The sequence below is a fragment of the Chryseobacterium viscerum genome, assembly GCF_025949665.1.
In the GTDB taxonomy this organism is placed as follows: domain Bacteria; phylum Bacteroidota; class Bacteroidia; order Flavobacteriales; family Weeksellaceae; genus Chryseobacterium; species Chryseobacterium viscerum_A.
Window position 1 is genome coordinate 1 of sequence record NZ_JAPDFT010000002.1, and the last position, 26679, is coordinate 26679.

Consider the following 26679-nt stretch of genomic DNA (forward strand, 5'->3'; position numbering starts at 1 on the left):
CCGGAGTTTTCAATATCAAGTGATGCCACTTAATATATTATGGGGTATTAATCTCCCTTTCGAAAGGCTATCCCCCAGATAAAGGCAGGTTGCACACGTGTTCCGCACCCGTACGCCGCTCTCTCATTTCCGAAGAAACAATACCGCTCGGCTTGCATGTGTTAGGCCTCCCGCTAGCGTTCATCCTGAGCCAGGATCAAACTCTCCATTGTATGTTTGTCTGACTCACTCAAAGTTTCTTAACGCTTTAGTTTTTCCTTACTTGGTTGTTATATTGTATGTCAATGATCTTTATATCTTCCGCTTTTTAACGAAGCAATCTTTCTGTCAGTGTTGCTCCGTATTTGCGAGTGCAAAAGTAAAACTTTATTTTTAATTGACCAAATGTTTCTGAAGAAAATTTTAAAGTTTTTTAAGTAACCTTAATCTCTTCATTAACCTCAATCCATCAACTCCTGCGCTCCCTTTATTTGGGACTGCAAAGATACAAACTCTTTTTAATCTCACAACTTTTTTTGTCAAAAGTTTTGAAGTTTTTTTTGCTTGTTTCTTTTTGAAGTTTCATAATGTTCCCGCCTATCTAAAGGCTCTTCTGCGCTACTGTTATACTCTCGTTTTTCAGTGGGGCAAAGATAACAACTTATTACTACGCAAAACAAACTTATTTAACTTAAATTTTACCGTTTCGTAATATTTAGTCCTAAACCACTGGAAGGCAGTGAGAAAAATTTTAAACATTTGTTTGGAGGGTTGGATGAGGGGGCTGGAGGGTTGGAGAGTTTGAGAGGGTTTTTAGGGTACGGATACGAGATGCTGGGTGTGGGGTTTAGAATGATCAAAATATACATAATTATTATATAGAATAGCTTTTAAAAGTTTTGGCTTCGGTATAGTCTTTATAATCATTATTATTCTATATCCCCAGATAGCATTGTCACTCCGTAGAAGTCAGAACAAAACTCTTGTGTAAAATTAAAATAGCAGAAATATAATTCACCTTAATTAAAATGCTTCGACTCAGCCCAGCATGACACTGCTAATACTAACTGCTAAAAAAAATCTTAAACATTATCCTGTCAGCTTACTTCCTTTAAAGGCCGTTTGGATTCCTGCGGAATGACACAATGGGAACAGAGGTTTATACTCACTAACCTCCTTACATAAAAATCAGGAAGATGAAAATTCAACACCAATGTTCCTTTTCTACATAGAAAACCGAAACCCGAAACTCAATAGCCCGAACAACTGTATCCTTCTACCCCGAAATTCATCATTTGTTTCTTCCTTAGCCCCGATAGAAATGGTTACCCCGCAGTAAAGGTTGGAGTGTGAGGGGTTTGAGGGTAAAAGTTTTGGGGAAGGGAGAATAAAAAGAAAAATATGAAGTCCTGATGTATTTTCCGGAGGGAATAAAAAAACATTCCGTAAGAATCCTATGTTTGGAACTCCTACGGAATGGGATAAAACGAAGTTATATTTTTAGTTCAGAACGTATGATGTTCCGTCTCTTCCGTCTTTTAATTCGATACCTTCTGCAAGCAGTTTGTCTCTGATCTGATCTGAAAGGTCAAAATTTTTGGATTTTCTTGCCTGATTTCTCAATTCGATCAAAACTTTTAAAGTCTGATCCAGTTTTTCATTGTTATTTTCTTCTACGGTCTGTAATCCCAGAACGTCAAAGATAAATGCATTGAGTGTAGATTTTAAATCTTCAAGATCTGCAGTTGAAATTGTTTCTTTACCATCATTTAAAGCAAAGATGTATTTCACTGCTTCAAACAGATGAGCAATCAGGATTGGAGAATTGAAATCATCTGTCAAAGCTTCATATGCTTTATCTTTCCATTCTTTCAGGCTGAAGCTGGATTGCTTTGTATCATCAGGAGTAATTGAATTCAGTACTTTCACTGCTTCCATCAGTCTGATAAATCCTTTTTCACTGGCTATCATGGCATCGTTTGAAATATCCAGCACACTTCTGTAATGTGCCTGCAGGAAGCAAAAACGTACAATTGATGGGTGAAAAGGTTTTTCAAAGAAATCATTGTCTCCGGTAACCAATTGCATAGGAAGGATATAGTTTCCTGTAGATTTACTCATACGCTGAGAATTCATTGTCAACATATTGGCATGCATCCAGTAATTTACCGGTGCAGCATCGTTGCAAGCTTTCCCCTGCGCAATTTCACATTCATGGTGTGGGAATTTAAGGTCCATTCCTCCTCCATGGATATCGAAGGTTTCACCTAAATACTTCGTACTCATTGCAGTACATTCAAGGTGCCATCCAGGGAATCCTTCTCCCCAAGGAGAATTCCATCTCATGATGTGAGCCGGCGAGGCTTTTTTCCACAATGCAAAATCCTGTGGGTTTTTCTTTTCTCCCTGCCCGTCAAGGTCTCTTGTGTTGGCAAAAAGTTCTTCTATATTACGTTTTGAAAGTTCACCATAGTTCAATCCTCTTTTGTTGTATTCTAATACATCAAAATACACTGAACCGTTGCTTTCGTAAGCAAAGCCTCTTTCAATGAGCTTTTGAGTCAACTCGATCTGTTCTACAATATGCCCTGTAGCTGTAGGCTCAATATTAGGTGGCAAAAGATTGAACATATCCAATACTTTGTGGAAATCTACTGTATATTTCTGTACAATTTCCATAGGCTCCAGTTTTTCAAGCCTGGTTTGCTTTACGAATCTGTCATTATCTACGTTTCCATCATCGGTAAGGTGGCCTGCATCAGTAATATTTCTTACATATCTTACTTTGTATCCCAAATGGATTAAGGTGCGATAGATAAAATCGAAGGAAAGGAAGGTTCTTACATTCCCTAAATGCACATTGCTGTACACTGTAGGTCCGCAGACATACATCCCGACATTTCCATCTAAAATAGGTTTGAATATTTCTTTTTCCGCTGTAAGGGAGTTATATATTTTTAATTGCATTTATTTTTAAGTTAAAAGATTCAATGATTTTAAAGATTCAAAAATTAGTTAAAAAATAATTCTGTCACAACAAATAATTGTTGTGATAAAAATTTTATCTGAAACTTTTTTAAATTTTATCATAATTAAATCGCTTTTAAATGATGCTGTAAATGGTCTACATAATCATTAATAATAAACTCCAATGTAAAAACCTGAGGTTCTGTTTTGGTTGTATCACAAGTTCTCTGTAATGCTTCATCGGGAATATTTTCTACTACATGAACAATCTGATAGTTCAAAGACTTCCACAGATCAATAAGATCCGAAGTAGGAACATTCTGATAGTTCTGAGCTTTTACCCAGATATTCTGATCATATACGATATTTTCGTTCTCTTTATATTGAGTGACAACAAATCTACGAATATTTGTAAAAGCACTGTCACAAAGATGTCCTATAATTTCTTTTTTGGACCATTTTTCAGGAGCGCTTCTATATGTCCATTCTTCTTCAGGGATGTTTTGAAATCTCTGAAGTTCGGCATCAATAATATTTTTAAGGATTTGGTAGTTCATTGTTTAATAGTCCAGTTTTGCATGGCTTCCTACATAATGCAAGAATTCCTGTCTTGTAATAGGATTCGTTCTGAAAATACCGCTTAGTTCTGCAGTTATGGTTGAACTTGCTGTATCTTTTATTCCTCTGCAGTTGACACAAAGGTGTTTTGCATCAATGATACAAGCAACGTCTTTTGTTCCTAAAGCTTCTTTCAAAGCATCTACAATCTGCATCGTAAGTCTTTCCTGAACCTGCGGTCTTTTCGCGTAGTAATCAACAATTCTATTAATTTTTGAAAGACCTATTACTTCTCCATTGGAAATATAAGCTACATGGGCTCTTCCTATGATGGGTAAGAAGTGGTGTTCACAGAAAGAATATACCGTGATATCCTTCTCCACAAGCATCTGACGGTATTTGTATTTATTGGAGAAAGTGGAAATCCCTGGTTTATTTTCAGGAAGGAGCCCCCCGAAAATCTCGTTCACATACATTTTAGCAACACGTCTTGGAGAGTCTTTCAGAGAATCATCTGTCATGTCCATTCCTAACGTTTCCATGATTTCGCCAAAAAGCTCAGTAATTTTTTCTATTTTTTCCTGTGGCGATTTATCAAAAGCATCTTTCCTTATAGGCGTATGTTCTTTTCCAGTGAAAATATCATCGTCGTTATCAGTAAAATCAACCATTTTTATTTAATTTGCAGCAAAAATACGGATAATATCTATTTCTCTATTTCAAATAAGGTGAAAAACATTATCTTTTATAGCCATTTCTGATTAAAAACGCCTATGATAATTGTCGAAGAAGTACAAAACCGACTCCATAAAAGGGAATTTCTTGAATTCCCGGCACAACTTTACCAACATGACAAAAATTACATCCGCCCTTTAGATAAGCATATTGAGGAAATTTTTGAGCCTGAAAAGAATAAATTCTTTAAAAACGGCGAGTGTAAAAGATTTCTGTTTAAAAAGAATGACAGGACGGTTGGTAAAGTAGCTGTTTTTATTAACCATTGTTATGAGCAAAAGCAACCTACGGGAGGAATTGGTTTTTTCGACTGTATCAATGATCAGGAAACTGCTAATTTTATTTTTGATCATTGTAAAAACTGGCTTCAGGAAAAAGGTATGGAAGCTATGGATGGTCCTATCAATTTTGGGGAAAGGGACAAATTCTGGGGACTTTTAATTGAAGGATTTATTGAGCCCTTGTTTGGAATGAATTACAACTTCCCTTACTACAAAGAACTTTTTGAAAATTATGGGTTTCAGATTTATTTTGAGCAGCTTTGTTTTACCAGACCTGTTTTTGCTGAAGTTTCACGGATCTTCACGATTGCCCATGAAAAAAACAGAAGAAATCCTGCAATTTCAGCCCAGCCTATGAAAAAGAATAATCTGGCCAAATTTGCAAAAGATTTCACTGAAGTTTATAATAAAGCATGGGCTTGCCACGGGGAAGGGAAATATCTGGAAGAGGCAAAGGTTTTGAAAATGTTCAATACGATGAAACCTATTATCAATGAGCATATCTCCTGGTTTGTATATGAAAATGAAAAACCTATTGCCATGTGGCTCAACATTCCGGACCTCAACCAGTGGTTTAAATATTTGAATGGAAAGTTCGGACTTTTTGAAAAGCTCAAGTTCTTGTTTTTAAAACGATTTAAGAAGAATGAGAAAATGGTGGGACTTGTTTTCGGTGTAGTTCCTGAGTGGCAGAAGAAAGGTATTGACGGATATATGATCTGGGAAGGGACTCAACATTTGAGAAAGCATACAGATTTTAAGATTACAGAACTACAATGGATTGGTGATTTTAATCCTAAAATGGTCAAGATTGCAGAAACTCTGGATACCACAGTAACGCGAAAGCTGGCTACGTACCGGTATCTGTTTGACAGAAATAAAGAGTTTGAAAGACACCCAATTCTTTAGGGTAAAGAAGATGGCAACTGGAAGATGGAAGTTTATCTTTTCTTGGATGCTTTGGGTTATTTGATGCAAAGTTTTTATTTACTGACTTTATATTTTTGAGGAAGCAAAGATTGAATCAACTTTATTGATTCTTTCTAAGCGGATGTATAGCCTGTGGCTTATTTAATCCATTTTATTTTTAAAAGAAATTCTTTATCAGATTAAAAAATAAAAACCCTGCTTTTTACAGCAGGGTTCCTTCATTTTTGGTACTTTTATTAGAATAGCTCACCAGCTACTTTTTTGATATTATCACTTTTCCCCATAGAGTAAAAGTGCAGAACAGGAACTCCGAAATCCAGAAGCTCTTTGCATTGTGCAATGGCCCATTCTACTCCGATCTGCTTTACAGCTTCATTATTTTTTGCATTTTCTACTTCATTGATCAGCTCTTCGGGAAGATCTATTTTGAATACCTGCGGCAGGATTTTCAAGTGTTTCTTTGTGGCAATAGGTTTAATTCCGGGAATAATCGGAACTGTAATTCCCATTTCTCTTGCTTTCTGAACGAATTCTATGTACTTTTTATTGTCAAAGAACATTTGGGTAACAATATAATCTGCTCCGGCATCTACTTTTTGTTTCAACCACTTGAGATCATAATTCATGGAAGGGGCTTCCATGTGTTTTTCAGGATACCCGGCAACGCCAATGCAGAATTTATTCAATTCATCACATGCCTGTTCTTCGTTATGAAGATACCTCCCTCTTCCAAGGTTATTGATCTGATCCACAAGATCCATAGCACTAGCATGTCCTCCCTGAGTAGGCTCAAAATACTGATGCCCTTTCATGGCATCTCCTCTTAAAGCCATTACATTATCTATTCCAAGGTACATACAGTCTACCAGCAGATATTCTGTTTCTTCTTTCGTGAATCCTCCGCAAAGAAGATGGGGAACGGTATCCACGTTATATTTATGTTGAATAGCAGCACAAATTCCTAAGGTTCCCGGGCGCATTCTTGTAATACGGCGTTCCATAAGACCATTTCCTTTATCCAGATAGATATATTCTTCTCTGGATGTGGTAACATCAATGAAAGGTGGCTTGAATTCCATCAACGGATCTATATTGGTATAGAGATCTTCAATCCCGATTCCCTTCTGTGGCGGAACAACTTCTAAGGAGAATAAAGTCTTCCCATTTGCGTTTTTAATGTGTTCTGTTATCTTCATTCTGTAATTCTTACTTTCTTTGATTTAGTAATATTCAATTATGAATTGTGTTTTATTCCTTAATTCTCCGTTTATAATATTACTCATTTCTATCATATTCCCTTTTTCATCATATTTAAAACTATAAACATTTTTCATTTTACCCGGATAAAAGTTTATCGGGAAATAGGTAGAATAACATGAGCTACAATTGATAGTAACAGATATTACTTTACTGTTTTCCCCATAAAGAATATCGGATGTACTTTCTTTCTGTTTATTTTTCTCAGAAATTTTATTGATTCTGTTTTTATCATCGTAGGTATATTCTATTTCGCCTTCCTTCGTTTGAGAACCTGCCCCTTCATCTAAAACATAGTTTTCTTTAACCAATTTATGCTGATTGTTGTAAGTGAAAGAATGCTTATTCTTTAAAACACCAAAATAATGAGCCCTTTCTATTGAAATACAATTTTCATTTCCATCATATGAATACACAACATTTTCTGATTCACGGGTTTGCCCTGGTTGAATCTGCGTCACATAATCAGTATTAATCATACTTGTCAATACATTTTTACCATATTTAAACTCACTTTTTCTTTGAATTTTATTATTGAAATATTGTTCTTTTTTTATAATCCTATTATTTTCATAATAAAATTTGGTGACCGTAGAATCGTTTTTACTTCTAACATATTGATTTTTGATTCTTATCAATTTTCCATCAGGAGTTATTTTTTTTGATATAATAAAATTCTCTATATTATTATTATATTCTGTTGTAATTATTTCATTCTTATTTTTAGAGGTTATATATTTTGAACCGCTTTTATAGTTACTTTCTACAACATTTCCGTCTTCTGAATATTGAACAGATTGGGAGAGCTGCCCATCTAACAAATAAGTAATTTTTTTAATTTTATTTTTTGAATACCATTCCGGTTCTCTATCCAAAACATAATTAAACAATAATGGATTAAAACTTACATCCACCATAGGAATCTGATTATAATTTACATATCCTATAAAATCTTTATCGTTGTATTTTTGGGTATAACTTCGAGTAAAAAAAAGTAAACAAACCCATATAAGAATATTCTTCTTCATAATTTTAATCTGCTAAATTGGGTGATAACCATTTTCTTGCTTCCTGGATGCTACAACTTCTTCTTGCTGCATAATCTTCAAGCTGGTCTTCTGTAATTTTTCCTAATCCGAAATATTTGGCATGCGGGCTTCCGAAATAATATCCGGAAACAGATGCTGTTGGGAACATGGCTAAGCTTTCTGTAAGGAAAACACCTGTATTTTCTTCTACTTTCAAAAGATCCCAGATGGTTTTCTTTTCCAAATGGTCTGGGCAAGCCGGATATCCCGGGGCCGGACGGATTCCTTTGTATTTTTCGGCAATAAGTTCTTCGTTGCTTAAACTTTCCTGATTGGCATATCCCCAGTATTCAGTTCTTACTTTTTTATGTAAAAATTCGGCATAGGCTTCTGCAAAACGGTCTGCCAGTGCTTTCACCATGATGGAATTGTAATCATCATTGGCTTTTTCGTATTCATTAGACAATTCATCGGTTCCAAATCCTGTTGTTACACAGAATGCTCCCACGTAATCAGTTTTTCCAGAACTTTGAGGGGCGATGAAATCACTTAGAGCCAGATAATCTTTTCCTTTTGATCTCTGAGCCTGCTGTCTAAGGGTTAAAAACTTTGCCTGCTCATTATTATTTTCATCAAAAATTAAGATATCATCAGATTCATTGGAATTCGCTTTAAAAATTCCAAAGATTGCTTTTGCTGTCAATAGCTTTTCATCTAAAATCCTTTTTAGAATAACCTGTGCATCTTTAAATAGTTCTTTTGCCTGAGCACCCACTACCTCATCTTCTAAGATATTTGGATACTTCCCATGGAGATCCCAGCTTCTGAAAAACGGAGACCAGTCTATGAAAGGAAGAAGTTCTCTCAGATCCTGATTTTCGATAACTTTTATTCCTATCGTATTTGGGGTAAAGATTTCTTCATTTTCCCAGTCAATTTTAAAATGATTTTCTCTTGCTTCTTTGATGGAAACATAATCTTTGTCTACCTGTCTGTTCAGGAACTTTTCTCTGAAATCGGAGTAGTCATTCTTTAAATCCGAAACATATTCTTTATTTCTGTCTCCCAATAATGAGCTAACTACGTTTACGGCTCTTGATGCATCATTCACGTGAACGACTGCATTTTTATATTTTAAATCAATTTTCACAGCGGTATGTGCCTTTGAAGTTGTAGCACCACCGATTAATAAAGGAAAATCTAAATTTTGTCTCTCTAATTCTGAAGCGATATACACCATTTCATCCAGGCTTGGTGTAATCAGTCCGCTTAATCCTATAACGTCTACTTTTTCTGCAATAGCTGTCTGGATAATCTTTTCGGCAGGAACCATTACTCCAAGGTCAACAATTTCGTAGTTGTTACAACCCAGAACAACACTCACAATATTTTTACCAATATCATGAACGTCTCCTTTTACAGTGGCCATTAAGATCTTTCCATTGGCAGGTTTTGCTCCGTCTTTTTCAGCTTCAATGAAAGGTTGTAGATAAGCCACAGCTTTTTTCATTACCCTTGCAGACTTAACTACCTGAGGCAGGAACATTTTTCCACTTCCAAATAAATCTCCCACTACACCCATTCCGGTCATCAGGTTAATTTCGATAACATGAAGTGGACGTGCGGCTGATTGTCTTGCTTCTTCTACATCTTCTTCAATAAAACGATCAATACCTTTTACCAGTGCATAGGTAATTCTTTCCTGCAATGGATTATTTCTCCATTCTAAGTCTTCGGCCTTTTCTTTTTTGACCGATTTGTGTTTTTCTGAATAGTCAAGAAGTCTTTCTGTAGCATCTTCTCTTTTATCCAGAATTACATCTTCTACAAGCTCCAGTAATTCCTTATTGATTTCATCATACACTTCCAGCATCGCCGGGTTTACAATACCAATGTTCATTCCTGCCTGAATGGCATGGTAAAGAAAAACAGAGTGCATAGCTTCTCTCACAGTATCATTTCCACGGAAAGAGAAGGAAACATTGCTTACTCCCCCACTTACAGAGGCATAAGGAAGATTTTGTCTTACCCAGCGTGTAGCTTCAATAAAGTCGATAGCATTTCTTCTGTGCTCATCCATTCCCGTTGCCACCGGAAAGATATTCAAATCGAAAATGATATCTTCTGCCGGAAAGCCAAGCTGGTTGACTAATATATCATAAGACCGTTTTGAAATTTCAATTCTTCGGTCAAAACTGTCAGCCTGCCCTACCTCATCAAATGCCATTACAATGACTGCCGCTCCATATCTTTTAATGGCTTTGGCATGTTTGATAAATTCTTCCTCACCTTCTTTTAAACTGATAGAATTGACTACACATTTTCCCTGAGCTACCTGAAGACCTGCTTCAAGAATTTCCCATTTGGAAGAGTCTACCATGATCGGGATTCTTGCGATATCCGGCTCAGAGGCAATTAAATTCAGAAATTTGATCATTGATGCTTTTCCATCAATCAATCCATCATCAAAATTGACATCCAGAATCTGGGCACCTCCTTCTACCTGATGGCGGGCAATATCTAGTGCTTCAGAGAATTTCTCCTCTTTGATCAATCTTAAAAATTTTTTGGAACCGGCAACGTTAGTCCTTTCACCAACATTGATGAAATTACTCTCCGGTGTTATGATAAGAGGCTCGAGGCCTGATAATCTTAAATATTTCATTTTATTCTTCTAAAATATAGTAGGCATTATTGGCATTCTGTCTCAATAAATCCCTATGCTTACTTAAAGCTGTAATCAGGGGAAATCTTTTATATGCTAAATTGTGTTCTTTAGCAAATTCTTCAATCTCCTCTGTGATCTCGTTGTAATACATATAACTGTAATTGGGAAACAGATGGTGGGCAACATGAAAATTAAAATTTCCCAACACATTTCTTACTAACCAGTTATTTTCTTTTAAATCATTGGTCACTTCAAACTGATGACGAAGCCAGCTGAATGGAAGACCTTTTTCTTTATTTAATTTTGGAAAGGCATTATCAGGAAGGGGATGCAAAGGCAGTAAAACAAACAATGCAAAAATACTTGCTGATATCACCTGTAAAAACCATGCTCCTAAGGCTAATCCTATTGATACTTTAAAGAACATCACAGGAATCACAATCTGATAGAAGAAATAGAACAGCTTATAACTTATCATTTTCACTTTTTCAATAACAGGTATTTTTCCCTGGGTTTTCAAAATCACTCTTTCCTTATCAAAGAAGTCTCTAAAGTCTCTTATAAACATCCAGTTGAACAAATACAACGGATATACTAAAAAGAAAAACTTATCCTGATACTTCTGTACTCCTTTCGCTTTGATCCACGGTACAATTAAAAGCAAACCGCTCTGTTCAATATCCGTATCCCATCCATCCACATTCGGGTAAGCATGATGGCTTGCGATATGTCTTTTTTTCCAGATGTAGGAATTGGCTCCTATAAAATCAAAAATGTGAAGAACCAGCCCGTTCAGTCTTTTACTTTTACAGATATTGTTATGGGCAGCTTCGTGGATTAAGTTTAAATAAATTAAAACCAAAGAAATTCCCATTAAAACAAAACTCAGAATATAAATCCAATGTTTTCCGGCATTCAAAACAGCCAGAAAATATAAACCAATATAGACCAGCGGCAGAATAACCGCTTTAATCTGAATGTAGATATCTCTATTCTCAGAAATGTTTTCTACTCTTTGGTTCACTTTCTTTCTTAGCTCATTAAATAGTCTGACATCCTCCGAATCTTTTAAGTAAATTGGCTTTTCCATATGTTTAACTTTATGGTTTACTTAAAGTTAACATTTATAATTCAGCCTTCATTCTTGATTTTAATTAAAAAAATCTATCAAATCACACTAATTTCTTCAATTTCCTTGGCTCATATTGCTCTACCAGATCAGCAATCGCTTTAATGTGTTCAGGAGTTGTACCACAGCATCCTCCGATAATATTGATCAGTCCTTTTTCCACATATTCTTTGATCTGTCTTGCCATATCTTCAGGAGTTTCGTCATATTTCCCGAAAGCATTCGGTAAACCGGCATTCGGGTATGCTGAAACATAGAATTCTGAATTATGAGCCAATGTTTCAAGATAAGGAGTCAGCTGATCTGCACCTAATGCACAGTTGAAACCTACACTTAATAAATTCAGATGGGAAACCGAGATCAGAAAAGCTTCTGCAGTCTGTCCGCTCAATGTTCTTCCTGAGGCGTCGGTAATGGTTCCTGAAACCATGATTGGAATTTTTATTCCTCTTTCGTCCTGTAATTCATCAATCGCAAATAAGGCTGCTTTCGCATTCAAAGTATCGAAAATGGTTTCTACCAGAAGGATATCTGAACCTCCGTCCAGCAAAGCTTCACACTGCTGTTTGTAAGCTACTCTCAATTCTTCAAAAGTGATGGCTCTGTATCCTGGATCATTCACATCAGGGCTTAAACTTGCTGTTCTGTTCGTTGGTCCGATAGATCCGGCTACGAATCTCGGTTTATCCGGATTTTTCGCAGTGTATTCATCACAGGCTTTTCTTGCAATTTTTGCTGATTCATAGTTCAGCTCGTATACAAGGTCTTCCATATGATAATCTGCCATCGCAATAGTGGTTCCTGAAAACGTATTGGTTTCTATAATATCAGCTCCTGCTTCCAGATATTTCTTGTGAACCTCTTCAATTGCCTGAGGCTGTGTCAGAGAAAGCAGGTCATTATTTCCTTTTACCGGATGTTCCCATTCTTTGAAACGCTCTCCTCGGTAATCCTCTTCTTCAAATTTGTATCTCTGAAGCATTGTTCCCATCGCACCGTCAAGAATTAAAATTCTTTTGGATAGAGCTTTATATAATTGTTCTGAATTTTTCATTTTCTATCAATTTATAGTTTATAAATCCGCTGACCAGTTTTTTACATAAGAGGATTTTTTTATTGATGATTTCAAAATCTCCTTTAGAAATATAGTGTTGATCTTCAGCAAAATGGAATTGAGTTTCCAGTTTATAAAGAGATTTCCCGGCAATATGTAGAAACTGTAAAGTATCTTCCGGAGCCTGTCTTCTACTTCCTTTCGTTATATTAAACGAAACTGAAGTTGCCATTCTTCTTATTTGACTCGTTAAAGCCAATAATTCTTCTTTAGGAAAATTTGTAGTCAGGATATAAGTTAGATTAACCAACTTTCTTCCTTCCCTCCAAATTTCTAATTCTGTGTAGTTTCTATCCATTGGGCTCTTTATAAACTGTAAACGATTAATTAGTCTAAAGCCTGTTTCAGATCTGCGATGATATCATCTACATTTTCCAATCCTACTGAACAACGAACCAATCCTGCTGTAATCCCAACTTCATTTCTTTCTTCGTCTGACAGTTTAGAATGGGTAGTGGATGCCGGGTGAGTAACGATCGTTCTTGTATCACCTAAGTTAGCGGATAGTGAACACATTTGTATCTTATCTAAGAAGTTTCTTCCTCCTTCTATTCCTCCTTTTATTTCAAACGCTACGATATTTCCTCCAAGCTTCATCTGCTTTTTGGCTACTTCATAACTTGGATGGGATTTCAGGAAAGGATATTTTACTAGTTCAACATTAGGATGGTTTTCTAAGAACTCAGCTACCTTCAATGCATTTTCACAGTGCTTTTCTACACGGATAGCCAACGTTTCAAGGCTTTTTGATAACACCCAGGCATTAAAAGGAGACAATGCAGGTCCTGTATTTCTTGCAAAAAGATAAATTTCTCTGATCAGATCTTCTTTTCCTACTGCTATTCCTCCTAAAACTCTTCCCTGTCCGTCAATCAGTTTCGTTGCTGAATGTACAACAATATCTGCACCGTATTTGATAGGTTGCTGAAGATAAGGCGTTGCAAAACAGTTATCTACAATGAAAATAAGATTATGTTTTTTGGCGATCTGCCCGAAGAACTCAAGATCCAGAATTTCAATAGCCGGATTGGTAGGCGTTTCAAGATATAAGATCTTTGTATTGGGCTTAATATATTGTTCAATATTCTCTGCGTCTCCTGCTTTGAAGTAAGAGGTTTCAATATTCCATTTCGGGAAATACTTAGTAAATAAAGTATGCGTAGATCCGAATACAGACTGACAGCTTACAATATGATCTCCGGCATTTAACAATGCTGCAAATGTAGAATAGATAGCAGCCATTCCCGTTGCAAAGGCATATCCTGCTTCTGCACCTTCCATTTTAGCGATCTTATCTGTAAATTCTGTTACATTTGGATTAGAGAAACGGCTGTATAAATTTTTAGGTTTTTCTTCTGCAAAGCTTGCTCTCATATCTTCCGCATCCTGAAATATAAAACTGGAGGTAAGATATAATGGTGTAGAATGCTCGTCAAACTGAGTTCTTTCAGTCTGGGTTCTTATTGCTGATGTTTCAAAATTTTCCATATAGTTTTAATTTTAATAATGTACAATGTATCTGTGGCTATTATTTTAAACTTGATTAAATAAGCCTTTCGGCATTGTTTTCATCGTCATTAATACATTGTACACTTTACTCTGTACAAATTATTTGGTTTCACTTACTCTTAAAATATCTCCGAATACTCCTCTGGCTGTTACCTGTGCTCCGGCTCCGGCTCCCATAATCACGATTGGATTTTCACCATAACTTTCTGTGTAAATCTCAAAGATTGAATCGGAACCTTTTAATTGTCCTAAAGCTGAAGTTGCCGGAACAGAAATCAGTTTTACATCTAACTCACCTTTATCTTTCTGCAAGTCACCGTGTAGATCACCTACATATCTCAATACATGTCCGGGTTCCTGATTTTCTTTTATTTTCTGGTATTCTTCATCCAGTTCTTCAAGTCTTGAAAGGAATTCTGATTTTGACACCTCAAGTAAGCTTTCCGGAACCAGATTTTGAATATTGATATCTCCGAATTCATTGATTAAGTCTAATTCTCTTGCCAGAATCAATAATTTTCTTGCTACGTCATTTCCTGATAAATCTTCTCTCGGATCCGGTTCTGTATATCCTTTTTCCAAAGCTTCGTTGATGATGGTTGAAAATTTATCATCCCTTAAAGAAAAATTGTTGAAGACATAGCTTAATGTTCCGGAGAACACTCCTTTGATTCTTGTGATATTTTCTCCTGAAAGGTGTAATAATTTGATCGTATCAATTAATGGTAAACCTGCTCCTACATTGGTTTCATACAGATAGCGTCTGTTGTTTTTACTCAACGTATATCTTAGTTTTCTGTATTCTTCAATCGGAAGGGTATTAAAAATCTTGTTTGAAGAAACCAGATCGAATCCGTTTTCTGCCAAAGCATGATAGTTTTTCACAAAATCCTTACTTGCCGTGTTATCTACAACGATAAGGTTCTCAAGCTGGTTTTCGTTAGAGAAATTAATCAGCTCCTGAACACTCGAAGGATGTTCCGCTGTCAAAACCTCATCACCCCAATTCGCATCAAATCCTTTCTTATTGAAGGCTATTTTCTTTGAATTGGCTACTGCCACTACTTTAAGGTCTATTTTCTTACGTCTTTTAATCTCTTCAGAAGATTCCAGCACCTGCTCTATTAAGGTTTTCCCTACATTTCCGTGTCCTATGATCGCCAGATGAACGGTCTTTGGTTTTTTGAAAATTTCAGATTCTATAATGTTTTTTGTTTTTTCGTCCTGTGAAGAAGTTACTACGATGTTGACTCTGTTTTCTCCTGCTACCTGATTCAAAAGCAATGGGAAAACATTGTTTCTTGCCAGCTCAGCAAAGACTTTATTGAAATCTTCTGCTACAAAACCGATAACAGAGACATTATTGATACTGTAAATCTGGGAAACTTTTCCTGATTTTCTTTCTGCTTCAAATTCATCGATAAGACAAGCTACTGCTTTTTCTGCATCATTTTCCTGAACCAGAATAGAAATTCCGTTTTCTACGGCTTGCTGAGAAATTACTCCTACACTGATACGCGCTAAAGTAAGCGCTTTAAAAATTCGTCCGTCAATCCCGATTTCTCCCAGGAAATCTTCTCCTTCAAATTTGACGATTGATCTGTTCTTCAAAAATTTTATTTCGTTAGCATTTTTCATTACTTCTGTAAAATGTTTTTAATGATATTATTTAATTGTTGATATTCCATTAGGAAGGCGTCATGCCCGTGTATAGATTGGATCTCGTAATAAGAAACATCCTTATTTTTCTCTTTTAAGTTTTCAAAACACATTCGGATTTCAGAAGCCGGGAAGAATAAGTCTGTATCTACGGAGATCATGTGCATTCGTGCCTGTATGTTCTCCATAGATGATTCATCAGCATTGATATTCATCAAAAGATGATTCATCAGCTTGTAAGCTTTTAAACTAAATCTTTCGTTTAGTGCATTACCATGATAAATCAACCAGTCTTCTGATTCCAGGCGTTGTTTTTCCTGGTTATATTGGTTTTGAAATCTGTCATTGAGCGACTGTGGTGTTCTGTAACAAAGCATAGCATGAATTCTTGCTTTCTGTAATGGTTCCTCTTTATCATTCAATAAAAATTTCTGAACCAGACATTGTGCATGAAGCCAATCGTGTGTTCTGTAATCACAGGCTATAGGAATAAATATTTCTGCGAGGTCCGGCTGCTTGGCAAGCATTTCCCATGCTATTCCTCCTCCCAGAGAGCCTCCGATAATGGCGTATAGATTTTTGATATGTAACACTTCAAGCCCTTTCAGAAATATCGCAGCGATATCTGAAGGCGTGAAATCTTCATAATCTTCAATTAAAAAATCGTCATATCCGTTTCCGGGTATATTGAAGCACAGAACAGTATATTGATCAGTATCAACAATTTGATTTTTTCCTACCAATTGTTTCCACCAGCCTTTTTCTCCGGATACATCTGAGTTTCCGGTAAGAGCATGATTGATTAAAATGATAGGTGCTGTAAACAGATCTTTCCCAAAAAGCTGATAGCTTAACGGGATATGATATTCCTTTTGGGAATTGGTTTGATACGAAAGATTAATATAGTTTAGTTCTGTTTTCAATTCTATTATATTTTATATACAAATACAATTGAAAATGCCACAGGAAATGGCTGAAAAGAACTTCAGTAAGTTATCTGTCCAAAATACTTTGGTAGAACGTAGCACCTTCTTTGCTTGCGCAAAGGGTTGCTAAGGTTTCATAGGGTCTAATCCCTCAACCTTTCTTGATAACATTTTCAATATTTGAATGAACGAATAGTGCAAAGGTAGTTCTTTTCTTTTAATTTTTAAAAAAAATTATTTTAATATTTAAAAAAGCCCTTAAATACAAGTATTTCAAGACCATATTAATAATTGTTCAGATGAAAAAAATTGGAATTATTTTTCAAAAAAACTAACTTCGTATGGAAAAATGATGAGATATGACCGCCGAAAAAGAAAGATTACAAGATACCAAATGGAAAAACTGGGGACCTTATGTAAGCAACCGACAATGGGGAAATGTACGTGAAGATTACAGCTCAAACGGGAATGCCTGGGATTTTACCAATCATAATAACGCCGAAAGCTATGCTTACCGTTGGGGAGAGGAAGGCATCGCTGGAATTTCTGATGTAAAACAGTTGTTCTGTTTTGCTTTTTCATTCTGGAACAGGAAAGATAAAATGATAAAAGAACGGTTCTTCGGATTGAGCAACCCACAGGGAAATCATGGGGAAGACATCAAAGAAATCTTTTATTACCTGGACAATACACCTACTCACAGCTATATGAAAATGGTGTATAAATATCCTATCAATGAGTTTCCATATGATGAACTTCTTGCTGAAAACGGAAGACGCAGTAAAAAGGAACCGGAATATGAGATTTTCGATACCGGAATTTTTGATAACGATGAATATTTTGATATTTTCATTGAATATTGTAAAGCTGATCACAATGATATTCTGGCCAGAGTAACTGTCTGTAACCGAAGCCAGCATGGGGCTCCCATTGTAGTGGCCCCTACTGCCTGGTTCAGAAACAACTGGAAATGGGGATACAATACCTATAAAGGAGAACTGAATGCTTCTCATGACGGAAGTATTAACATTGGGCATGACAGTATTTCTATCAAAAAAATCTATACCCGGAATTCAAATGCACAAAGTATATTTTGTGACAATGAAACCAATACGTCCAGGCTTTACGGAACTCCTAAAACGGAGAATATGTATTTCAAAGATGGCATCAATAACTTCATTATTCATCAGGGAAACACTGTAAACCCTGAAAAAAAGGGTACAAAAGCTTCTTTTCTGATTGATGAAATTGTAGGAGCAGGCGAATCTAAAATTTTTGAATTCAGATTATGTCCTGATAAAACGGATGAACCTTTTGAAAATTTTGATACTATTTTCGATACCCGACAAGCAGAAGCTGAGGAGTTTTATAACGATATTCAGAATGATACTGTCAATGAAGATGAAAGAAATGTTCAGAGACAGGCTTTTGCCGGACTTCTCTGGAATAAGCAATTCTATCATTACAACATCGGAAAATGGCTGAAAGGTGATCCTAACTTTGAAGCTCCGAGAAATTTCAATGAATATGTAAGAAATACGGAATGGAATCACCTTCACAATAAGGATATTATTTCCATGCCTGACAAATGGGAATATCCATGGTATGCTACCTGGGATCTGGCATTTCACTGTGTACCTTTTTCCATCATTGATGCAGAATTTGCCAAGGGACAACTTTTGTTGCTTACCAAAGAATGGTACATGCATCCCAACGGACAGCTTCCAGCTTATGAATGGAATATGAGTGATGTGAATCCTCCTGTACATGCATGGTCCTGCTTCCGTGTTTTTAAAATTGATGAAAAAAACAATGGAAAGCCGGATTTATTATTCTTAGAAAAAGTATTCCAGAAGCTGCTGCTGAATTTTACGTGGTGGGTGAACCGAAAAGATAAAAACGGTAAAAATATTTTCGGGGGCGGTTTCCTTGGGCTCGATAATATCGGAGCTTTTGACCGGAATATGGTTTTAAAAGACGGCCAGCATCTTGAACAGGCAGACGGAACAAGCTGGATGGCCATGTATGCATTGAATATGATGCGTATTGCTATGGAACTTGCCCAGTATTATCAGGTGTATGAAGATATGGCGATCAAATTTTTTGAACATTATCTTTATATCGCTGAAGCTATGGAAAACCTGGGCGAAGGAACGAAAGGACTGTGGAATGAAGAGGATGGATTCTTTTATGATGTACTGCAGCTTGGAAACGGAGACAGTGTATCTTTGAGATTAAGAAGTATTGTAGGCCTGATCCCATTATTTGCTGTTGAGATCGTAGACCACCGTCTACTGGAAAAGATGCCGAATTTCAGAAGCAGAATGGAATGGATCTTAAAAAATAAACCGGAACTTACTAAACTTGTTTCTCACTGGGACGAGGAAGGTCATGGAAGAAAACACCTGATGAGCATCCTCCGCAAAAACAGACTGACAAAAGTTCTGACAAGAATGCTTGATGAAAATGAGTTTCTAAGTTCTTACGGAATCCGCGCCATGTCTAAAGTATACGAAGAAAATCCTTTTGTATTCTCTGTGCATGGTAATGAGAATATGGTCTATTATACTCCTGCAGAAAGTGACAGCCGAATGTTTGGAGGAAACAGCAACTGGCGCGGACCGATTTGGTTTCCTATCAATTTCCTGATTGTGGAAAGCCTGCAGCGCTTTCATTATTATTATGGAAACAGCCTGAAAGTAGAACTTCCAACAGGAAGCGGCGATAAAAGAAATCTTGATGAAGTAGCCCAGAATATCAGCAAAAGACTTTGTTCGATATTTTTAAAGGATGAGCATGGGCAACGGGCTTTCAATGGAGGCAATCCAAAATTCAATTATGATGAACATTTCAGAGATTATATCACCTTCTTTGAATATTTCCATGGAGATAACGGCCGTGGTGTAGGAGCTTCTCACCAAACAGGATGGACAGCCACTGTAGCAAAACTGATAAAACCAAGACTTACCTTTTAATAAGCAATGAGTAATTGGTAATAAAAAAGCCGGATGAGTCATCCGGCTTTTTCTATTTTTAAATAAGAGATTAAATTTTTTCTCCGTTTACATAGACTTCGTATCCGATTTCTACATTCGGTTCTAAGGTTTTTGATACGGAACAGTATTTTTCAAAAGAAAGTTCTGCAGCCTTCAGTGCTTTTTTAGGATCAATTTCTCCTTCTAAAAGAAATTTCACATTGATGGATTTGAAAGGTTTCGCATCATCTACCTGTACTCTTTCTCCTTCTACCTCTGCCTGAAATCCTGTAATATTCTGGCGCTGTTTCTTTAAAATCGAAACCACATCAATTCCGCTGCATCCAGCGACTGCCATCAGCACACTTTCCATTGGGGAAACTCCTTTGGCTCCCGGCTGGGAAGTATTATCCAAAAGAATAGAATTTCCCTGTGCATTGGTACATTCAAATAAAAAATCGTCGTTTATTCTGTTAAGTGTAATTTTCATTGCTTATTGCTTATTGCTTCTGCAAAGTTATAAAATTCCTCTCGCTTTTATCTCCAGATATTTATTGATAACATCGATATTCAAATTTTCCGGAAGTGTATATACGGTATAAATTCCATATTTGCGGAGTTCCTGAATGATCAGTTTCTTTTCAAATTCAAATTTTTCGGCAATGATCTCATCGTATATTTCCTGCATATTTTCAGGATTTTTGTTAATCAGCGTCTGCAGTTCAGAGTTTTTGAAGAATACAACTACCAGCAAATGGTTTTTAGCGATTCCACGTAAATATTTCAGCTGCCGGTTCAATCCGTCCAGTGTCTCAAAATTGGTGAAAAGCAAAATTAAACTTCTTTGATTGATGGAGTATTTTACATCCTGATACAAACGGTTGAAATCACTTTCAAAGAAATCTGTTTTGATATTATAAAGCGCTTCAGAGATTTTTTTCAGCTGTCCGGATTTGTTATCGGCAGCAATTTTATTTTCAGCTTTTTTGGAAAAAGTCATCATTCCGGCTCTGTCCCCTTTTCTCAAAATGATATGAGACAGCGCCATGGTTGCATTGATAGAATAATCCAATAAACTTAATCCGTTGAAAGGCATTTTCATCGTTCTCCCTTTATCAATCAACATAAAGATACGCTGTGATTTTTCATCCTGAAACTGGTTTACCATCAGACGATTGGTCTTGGATGTTGCTTTCCAGTTGATCGTTCTGATATCATCTCCTGGAACATATTCTTTAATCTGCTCAAATTCCATAGTGTGTCCCAGCTTTCTGACTCTTTTGATTCCGCCTAATAAAAATTCACTCTGAATGGCCATAAGCTCATATTTTCTGAGATGAATAAAGGATGGATAAGAAGGAAGCATAGCATCTTTCTGGAAAATAAATCTTTTTGAGATGAATCCCAATGGTGATGATGCATAAACATTCAAACCTCCAAAATGATATTCTCCTCTTTCTTTGGGCTCTAGTGAATATTGAAAGAATGTATTCGCACCTGAAGCAATCTGCTTTTCAATCAAAAAATCTCTTTTCTGAAACTGGAACGGAATTTCATCAATAATCTTAGTCGCTATAGTAAAGCTGTAATTATTTTTAATATCAATTTTCACAAAATTCTCATCTCCGTTGGACAATTTTTCCGGCAGAATCCTTTGAGCCTGTAATGCATTTTTTTGATTAAAAAGCAATAGAAAATCTACTATTGCCGCAAGAAAGCAAATCAGGAGTACAATATGGGCTACCCACATCATCACAGGAAAGAAGAATGCAAGGACATACAGAATCCCCACTCCGATGAGTGTAAAAAAGAGACGTGTATTGATGTATAAGTTTTTCATTGGTTGGGGGCAGGTTATAGGGATTAGGATTTAGGATAAAGGGATTAGGGGTTATGCCCTGCCAGCTATCCACTACCTATCTCGGAATCTCTATTCCTTCTAAAATCTGACGGATAATTTCATCTGCAGTAAGACCCTCCATTTCTCTTTCCGGAGAAACGATTACTCTGTGTCTTAAAACAGCGTAGCTTGCTTCTTTAATATCTTCAGGAGTTACAAAATCTCTTCCTCTTAACGCTGCAAACGCTTTTGATGCTGTAAGAAGTGCCAGTGATGCTCTTGGAGATGCTCCCAGATATAAGAACTGGTTTTCTCTGGTATTGATGATAATTTTAGCAATATATTCCATCAGCTGAGCTTCCACAATGATTTCTTTTACCAGATGCTGGTAATTTTTCAATTGCTGAGATGTGATAACACGGTTTACCCCTTCTGTTTTATCTTCTTTTTTACTTTCGTGCTGATTTTTAATGATTGCTATTTCCTGCTCAAGATTAGGATATCCTACATTAATTTTGAATAAGAAACGATCCAGCTGAGCTTCCGGAAGTCTGTACGTCCCCTCATGTTCTATAGGGTTTTGTGTAGCAATAACAAGGAAAGGTTCTTCCAAAATATAACGGGTACCGTCCATGGTGATCTGCCTTTCTTCCATTACTTCAAATAATGCGGATTGCGTTTTTGCCGGCGATCTGTTGATCTCATCAATCAGGATGAAATTGGAGAAGATAGGTCCTTTTTTAAATTCAAATTCTGAATTTTTCACATTGAATACAGATGTTCCCAAAATATCGGAAGGCATCAGATCCGGAGTAAACTGAATTCTGCTGAAACCTACATCAATGGTTCTGGCTAATAATTTTGCTGTGATTGTTTTCGCAACTCCCGGAACCCCTTCAATAAGCACATGGCCGTTTGAAAGTAATGCTGCCAAAAGATGTTCAATCATCTTCTCCTGTCCTACAATTACTTTTCCGATCTCAGATTTTACTTTCTCCAGGCTTGTACGAAGTTCAATCATATCTATTCTCGACTGAAACTGCTCTTCCTGTTTATTAAGGTCTATAGAGCTTTGGTTTTCTATATTAGGGTTATCAAAGTTTTCCATAATAAATTTTAATTGGCCGATCTAACAATGGGTGTCAATGTAATAATTAAATATTTTCCCTGGAAAGATAATTATTAGTACTGGTCATTGTTACATCATTATATTGTTGTATTATTTAAATATTTCATCAAGGAGCTTATTGATCCTTGTAAGGTCTTCCTTCATTACGCTGGCGTAAGGATCCTGAGCTTTTTTTACAAGCGTTATCGCTTCATTAATCATCTCCACGGTTTTCCCGGTTTTCAGCTGTAGTTTTTTTGCAAATTCTTCATCCAAATTCTGGGTATCTATCAACAGATCCATTCTTACTTTGTTCAGAAAATACTGAGCTTTCTTTGCCATCATATCATGAAAATCACCTTCCTGAAGATACAGATTTCCAATACTTTTTACAAAATCCAGAGAAGTATTCCTTAGTGGCTCTGTTACCGGTACTATTCTCTGTTTTCTTTTTGCATTAAAGAAAATAAAAAGGATAAATCCACCCAAAAACACCCACCACGCATACTTTAAAGCCGGATTTGACAATACAAATCTCATGAAGAAACGTGATGTTGAACTTTTCTTGGATACAAACCAAAGGGTTTCTCTATCCGGAAGATATGAAAACACATCCTGAGCATATTTTGTGTTCCCAGGTTTCAGAAGATAATAATTGGTCAGAAAAAGAGGTTCTGTATGAGCGTAAATATATCCTTTCCCAAACTTCACTTTGATAAAGTTGGCTTGATCAGTATTCTTTTTTTCCACAGTTTTTCCAAGGACTTCAACGTTAGGTTTAATGAATGAAAATCCTCTTCCTGACGGAAATTTATCTAATTTAATAAAATCATTCTGATATTTTTTGTCTGTAAGTTTCAGTACATTTTCCTCTTCAAAAGAGATTTCGGAATCATAATATCCGATACTGTCTGAAATTTCTTTTGGCATACGAGCTACCATTAAAAATGCATCCGAGCCTTCAGATACCTGGGTCAGGATTTTATTCCAGGACTCTTTATCAAGATTATTTTCAATTACAACAATATTGTGAGGATCCTTTTTATGCTGACTGTAGTATTCGTAAGGTGCCTGCTCAATTTTCTTCAGGTTATTTTTAAAAAGATTTTTAGCTTCATTATTAAAAACAAATAGTCCGAACGGAGACTTTTCATTGATATCAAAATTCTTGCGCCAGTCTGTCGTTTCTTTTTTGTTAACTTCAAGCAATGCCAGAATAATCATCACGATGATGAAAATTGCAGCATATGTTTTGAAAGTTTTATTCATGGTTACTATTGTTAGGGTTTAAATGCCTGATACTGATTTTTAAATTTCTGATAGCTCTGTTCTTCAATACTGAATTCTCCATACCAGACATAATCAAAGATATAAGAAAGATTAGAAAATTCATTTTTCAGATGGAGAGCTTTCAATTCTGAGGCATAATCTTTATTGGTTTTTTCCGGATTCCAGTTGATCAGCTTTTTGTCACTCAGTTTTTTAAGAATAAACAGGAATTGGTAACGAACTGCTGAACGATAATCTCCCGCCATCTCAAATTTTGCAATACTTTCAGGGAAATTGATTTCGTGGATGTTCTCATGGAGTTCCTGCACATTGATATCCAGTTTTTTATTCTTTTTGCCAAAAAGAAAGTTCCCGTCTTTTCCCATGACATATCTAATGATAAAATAAAGCAGAAATCCTACAAGAATAATAGCAAACAGACGGATGAGGACTGTTGTAAACTCTGCTGACTTAGTCAGTGCAGTTTCCCCGAAAATTCCCTGTATAATCTGATTGAGCTTCCGCATCAACTTTTGAAAGAAAGATTCTCTTGGCTTTGATACGGAATAGTCAAATTCGTTTCCTTTATATCTTGAGGGAATATTTTCTTTGAATGTTTTCGGATACACTGCATTCTCTGACACCGGGTTTTTCATCAGTACAGAATCTGCACGCAGCATATTTCTGTAATGCCCGGTTGTATACAGAGAGTCTCCCAGATATTCATCAGCAGAATTATCGTCCTGAGCCTGAACCAGCCCAAGAGAGAAAAAAAGCAGTAAGAAAAAGAAAATTCTATTCATTGATTCCTATAGTGTCTATTTCTGCAAGTTCTACTTTCTGGTGAAGATCTGTTCTGCTGTCATAATACATCAGTCCTGCATTCACATACATCAGGTTTGAAAGAAAAAATGAAAGCAGCATCGAAATTCCGTACAATACAAAAAACAGGATTCCCGCAGTTCCGGTAAAAGGATTTTGCTCAAAATTTCCGTCTGGTGTAGAAGTAAGAAGTGATCCGTAAAAAAATATCATCGGAATAAATGTGAATACAGATGTTATCATATAGATAATAATAAACATCACAAATGCCGATCCCCAATATTTCCAGTACGGTGATTTCTCACTACCGTTCGGATAAGAAAACTGTGAACGTAAAGCATAGCTCAAACTTCCCCAGAAACCTCTGTCCGAATTAAAATAATCATACATCAGAAATGTAGTAAAATTAAATATCGTTGGGTAAAGAAGCAGTATCAGAAACAATCCGATAATAATAAAAATGAGAATATAGGAAAAACCTACGACAAATAAAATTGCTGGGGTAACAATAAAGATCATCCCAAGGCACAGTTTCGCTATTCTCCCTGCATTGCTTTTAAAGTCATTAAGGATTTCATCAGCTTTTATTTTTTCTGCCCCTTCTGCAATTCTTTTTAAATAAAAAACGGGATACAGGTAATTGACAATCATCAAAACCATGAAAAGCAGAAAAGTCAGCAATCCTACCGTAATCAACATGCCGGCATTATCCGAAAAATACTGTTCAAAATAATACGTTTCTCCACCAAGATTAGACCCGAATATCTGCGAAAAGAGTTCTTTATATCCGAAGATCACAACGGTTACCATTAAGATCAAAAGCAAGCCATTGATCAGAATATAGTTCTTAAAATAATTCTTCCCGTATAATTTGAAGAAATTAAAACTATCGCTGATAAAGTTTCCAAAATCTCTTTTTTTATAAAATTGTATCATTGATGTGTTTATTAGTTTTTTTGTTGACAATAGATGGATATACAAAATAGTAGAATCCTATAATTGCCAGTGATCCCAAAATAATGATCAGATTCAGAAACAAAGGCATCTTCAAAGCATGTCTTGTAACATAACCTTCTATAATTCCTGCACAAATGGTGAAAGGAATAGTACTTAAAAATATTTTAAATGAATCTTTAAATCCTTTTTTAAAAGAATTAAACCTTGAAAACGTTCTCGGAAATAAAATAGAAGCTCCCAGGATCAGTCCGCACATCGCTTCCACCACCATGGCAAAGATCTCAAAAACTCCGTGAAGCCATATTCCTCTGGCACTCTCTTTCAATGCTCCGTAATCATAGAAAAAGTATTGGAAAGCACCCAGCATCACACTGTTGGAAAGCAAAGCAAACAATGTCCCCACGCCTCCTGCAATTCCGTAAATATAGAGTTTTGCTCCTACCTGAATATTATTAAAAATAATTCCTATCGTACTTCCCCAGGTACTTCCACTCTGATAAACCCCTACAGCATTATTATTTTTAATATTTTCAACTGTTTCATTCACATATCCTTCACCCAGAATAATATTTACAAAACCTTTATCATAGATTGCAGAAAGTACTCCTATTGAGGTAAACAAAATGAAAAACAGAAAAGCATACATCAGATATCTCCTGTACTGATACATCAGCAACGGAACTTCAGTTTTGAAAAAGTAAACCAGCCTGTTTTCCTCCACCCTTTTGGTTTTATAAATCTTTTGAAAAATCTGGGCAGATAGATGATTAAGGTAAACTGTAGTATTACTTTTCGGATAATAGGTCTGGGCAAAAGAAAGATCATTGATCAGGTTAATATACAATGAAGACAGGTCATCAGGATTTTTTTTAATTTTCCCTTGAATAACCTGTTCTATTCCCAACCATTTTTCTTTATTTTGTTTAATGAAATAAACTTCTCTCATAATTGTTAAGGCTAAAATAATA

21 protein-coding genes, 1 rRNA gene and 1 riboswitch are annotated in these 26679 nt (G+C 36.0%); of the genes, 2 read left to right on the top strand and 20 right to left on the bottom strand.

The window, feature by feature from the left end; translation table 11 throughout:
* From OL225_RS14130 to folE, 4 genes are all read right to left on the bottom strand, one after another.
* A 16S ribosomal RNA gene (locus OL225_RS14130) occupies nt 1-212 on the bottom strand; the annotation flags it as partial.
* A gap of 1267 nt (nt 213-1479) precedes the next feature.
* Entirely contained in the window at nt 1480-2946 is a 1467-nt protein-coding gene (gene cysS / locus OL225_RS14135) for a cysteine--tRNA ligase (RefSeq protein WP_264518705.1), read from the bottom strand.
* 125 nt (nt 2947-3071) lie between these two features.
* A complete protein-coding gene (locus OL225_RS14140) occupies nt 3072-3503 on the bottom strand; it encodes a DinB family protein (protein WP_264518706.1) in 432 nt (143 codons plus the stop codon).
* A 3-nt stretch (nt 3504-3506) separates the two neighbouring features.
* Nucleotides 3507-4175, bottom strand: coding sequence for a GTP cyclohydrolase I FolE (gene folE / locus OL225_RS14145; protein ID WP_047376638.1), 669 nt, complete (start codon nt 4173-4175; stop codon nt 3507-3509).
* 102 nt (nt 4176-4277) lie between these two features.
* Here folE and OL225_RS14150 point away from each other — a divergent pair, with 102 nt between their 5' ends.
* Nucleotides 4278-5429: a hypothetical protein gene (locus OL225_RS14150; protein WP_264518707.1), complete on the top strand. Its 1152-nt coding sequence runs from the start codon at nt 4278-4280 to the stop codon at nt 5427-5429.
* A 257-nt stretch (nt 5430-5686) separates the two neighbouring features.
* Here the strand turns inward: OL225_RS14150 and metF are convergent, their stop codons facing one another.
* The 9 genes from metF to OL225_RS14195 form a co-directional block, all read right to left on the bottom strand.
* A complete protein-coding gene (gene metF, locus OL225_RS14155; RefSeq protein WP_047376635.1) occupies nt 5687-6646 on the bottom strand; it encodes a methylenetetrahydrofolate reductase [NAD(P)H] in 960 nt (319 codons plus the stop codon).
* 24 nt (nt 6647-6670) lie between these two features.
* Nucleotides 6671-7735: a hypothetical protein gene (locus tag OL225_RS14160; RefSeq protein WP_264518708.1), complete on the bottom strand. Its 1065-nt coding sequence runs from the start codon at nt 7733-7735 to the stop codon at nt 6671-6673.
* Between the two features lie 4 nt (nt 7736-7739).
* Nucleotides 7740-10400, bottom strand: a complete 2661-nt coding sequence (gene metH, locus OL225_RS14165; RefSeq protein WP_264518709.1) for a methionine synthase — start codon at nt 10398-10400, stop codon at nt 7740-7742.
* Nucleotide 10401: 1 nt separating this feature from the next.
* Nucleotides 10402-11493 carry a fatty acid desaturase family protein gene (locus tag OL225_RS14170; protein ID WP_264518710.1) on the bottom strand — a complete coding sequence of 364 codons (1092 nt, stop codon included), beginning with the start codon at nt 11491-11493 and terminating at the stop codon, nt 10402-10404.
* 82 nt (nt 11494-11575) lie between these two features.
* Nucleotides 11576-12586 (bottom strand): homocysteine S-methyltransferase family protein, encoded by a 1011-nt coding sequence (locus OL225_RS14175; protein ID WP_047376633.1) that lies wholly within the window; start codon nt 12584-12586, stop codon nt 11576-11578.
* On the bottom strand, nt 12561-12944 hold the full coding sequence (locus OL225_RS14180; RefSeq protein ID WP_264518711.1) for a four helix bundle protein: 384 nt from the start codon (nt 12942-12944) through the stop codon (nt 12561-12563). The genes OL225_RS14175 and OL225_RS14180 overlap by 26 nt, the downstream gene beginning before the upstream one ends.
* Before the next feature lie 29 nt (nt 12945-12973).
* Nucleotides 12974-14134, bottom strand: coding sequence for an O-succinylhomoserine sulfhydrylase (locus tag OL225_RS14185; protein ID WP_047376631.1), 1161 nt, complete (start codon nt 14132-14134; stop codon nt 12974-12976).
* Nucleotides 14135-14254: 120 nt separating this feature from the next.
* Nucleotides 14255-15793, bottom strand: a complete 1539-nt coding sequence (locus OL225_RS14190; protein WP_047376630.1) for an ACT domain-containing protein — start codon at nt 15791-15793, stop codon at nt 14255-14257.
* The gene (locus OL225_RS14195; RefSeq protein ID WP_264518712.1) at nt 15793-16737 is read right to left on the bottom strand and encodes an alpha/beta fold hydrolase; all 945 of its coding nucleotides are present in this window, start codon (nt 16735-16737) and stop codon (nt 15793-15795) included. Before OL225_RS14195 ends, OL225_RS14190 begins: the two co-directional genes overlap by 1 nt.
* A gap of 67 nt (nt 16738-16804) precedes the next feature.
* Nucleotides 16805-16911: riboswitch (SAM riboswitch) on the bottom strand.
* A gap of 188 nt (nt 16912-17099) precedes the next feature.
* Here OL225_RS14195 and OL225_RS14200 point away from each other — a divergent pair.
* On the top strand, nt 17100-19715 hold the full coding sequence (locus tag OL225_RS14200) for an MGH1-like glycoside hydrolase domain-containing protein (RefSeq protein WP_264518713.1): 2616 nt from the start codon (nt 17100-17102) through the stop codon (nt 19713-19715).
* Between the two features lie 70 nt (nt 19716-19785).
* Here OL225_RS14200 and OL225_RS14205 read toward each other — a convergent pair whose 3' ends face one another.
* The 7 genes from OL225_RS14205 to OL225_RS14235 all read right to left on the bottom strand — a co-directional run bounded on the left by OL225_RS14205 (nt 19786) and on the right by OL225_RS14235 (nt 26657).
* Nucleotides 19786-20205, bottom strand: a complete 420-nt coding sequence (locus OL225_RS14205) for an OsmC family protein (protein WP_264518714.1) — start codon at nt 20203-20205, stop codon at nt 19786-19788.
* Between the two features lie 27 nt (nt 20206-20232).
* Complete coding sequence (locus tag OL225_RS14210; protein ID WP_264518715.1) at nt 20233-21555, bottom strand: DUF58 domain-containing protein; 1323 nt, start codon at nt 21553-21555, stop codon at nt 20233-20235.
* Between the two features lie 76 nt (nt 21556-21631).
* Nucleotides 21632-22663 carry an AAA family ATPase gene (locus OL225_RS14215; RefSeq protein WP_264518716.1) on the bottom strand — a complete coding sequence of 344 codons (1032 nt, stop codon included), beginning with the start codon at nt 22661-22663 and terminating at the stop codon, nt 21632-21634.
* A 111-nt stretch (nt 22664-22774) separates the two neighbouring features.
* Entirely contained in the window at nt 22775-23932 is a 1158-nt protein-coding gene (locus tag OL225_RS14220; RefSeq protein WP_264518717.1) for a DUF4350 domain-containing protein, read from the bottom strand.
* Nucleotides 23933-23943: 11 nt separating this feature from the next.
* Nucleotides 23944-24735, bottom strand: a complete 792-nt coding sequence (locus tag OL225_RS14225; RefSeq protein ID WP_264518718.1) for a DUF4129 domain-containing protein — start codon at nt 24733-24735, stop codon at nt 23944-23946.
* Nucleotides 24728-25690, bottom strand: a complete 963-nt coding sequence (locus OL225_RS14230) for a DUF4013 domain-containing protein (protein ID WP_047376622.1) — start codon at nt 25688-25690, stop codon at nt 24728-24730. Before OL225_RS14230 ends, OL225_RS14225 begins: the two co-directional genes overlap by 8 nt.
* Entirely contained in the window at nt 25674-26657 is a 984-nt protein-coding gene (locus OL225_RS14235) for a stage II sporulation protein M (protein ID WP_047376621.1), read from the bottom strand. Before OL225_RS14235 ends, OL225_RS14230 begins: the two co-directional genes overlap by 17 nt.
* Nucleotides 26658-26679: the final 22 nt, after the last annotated feature.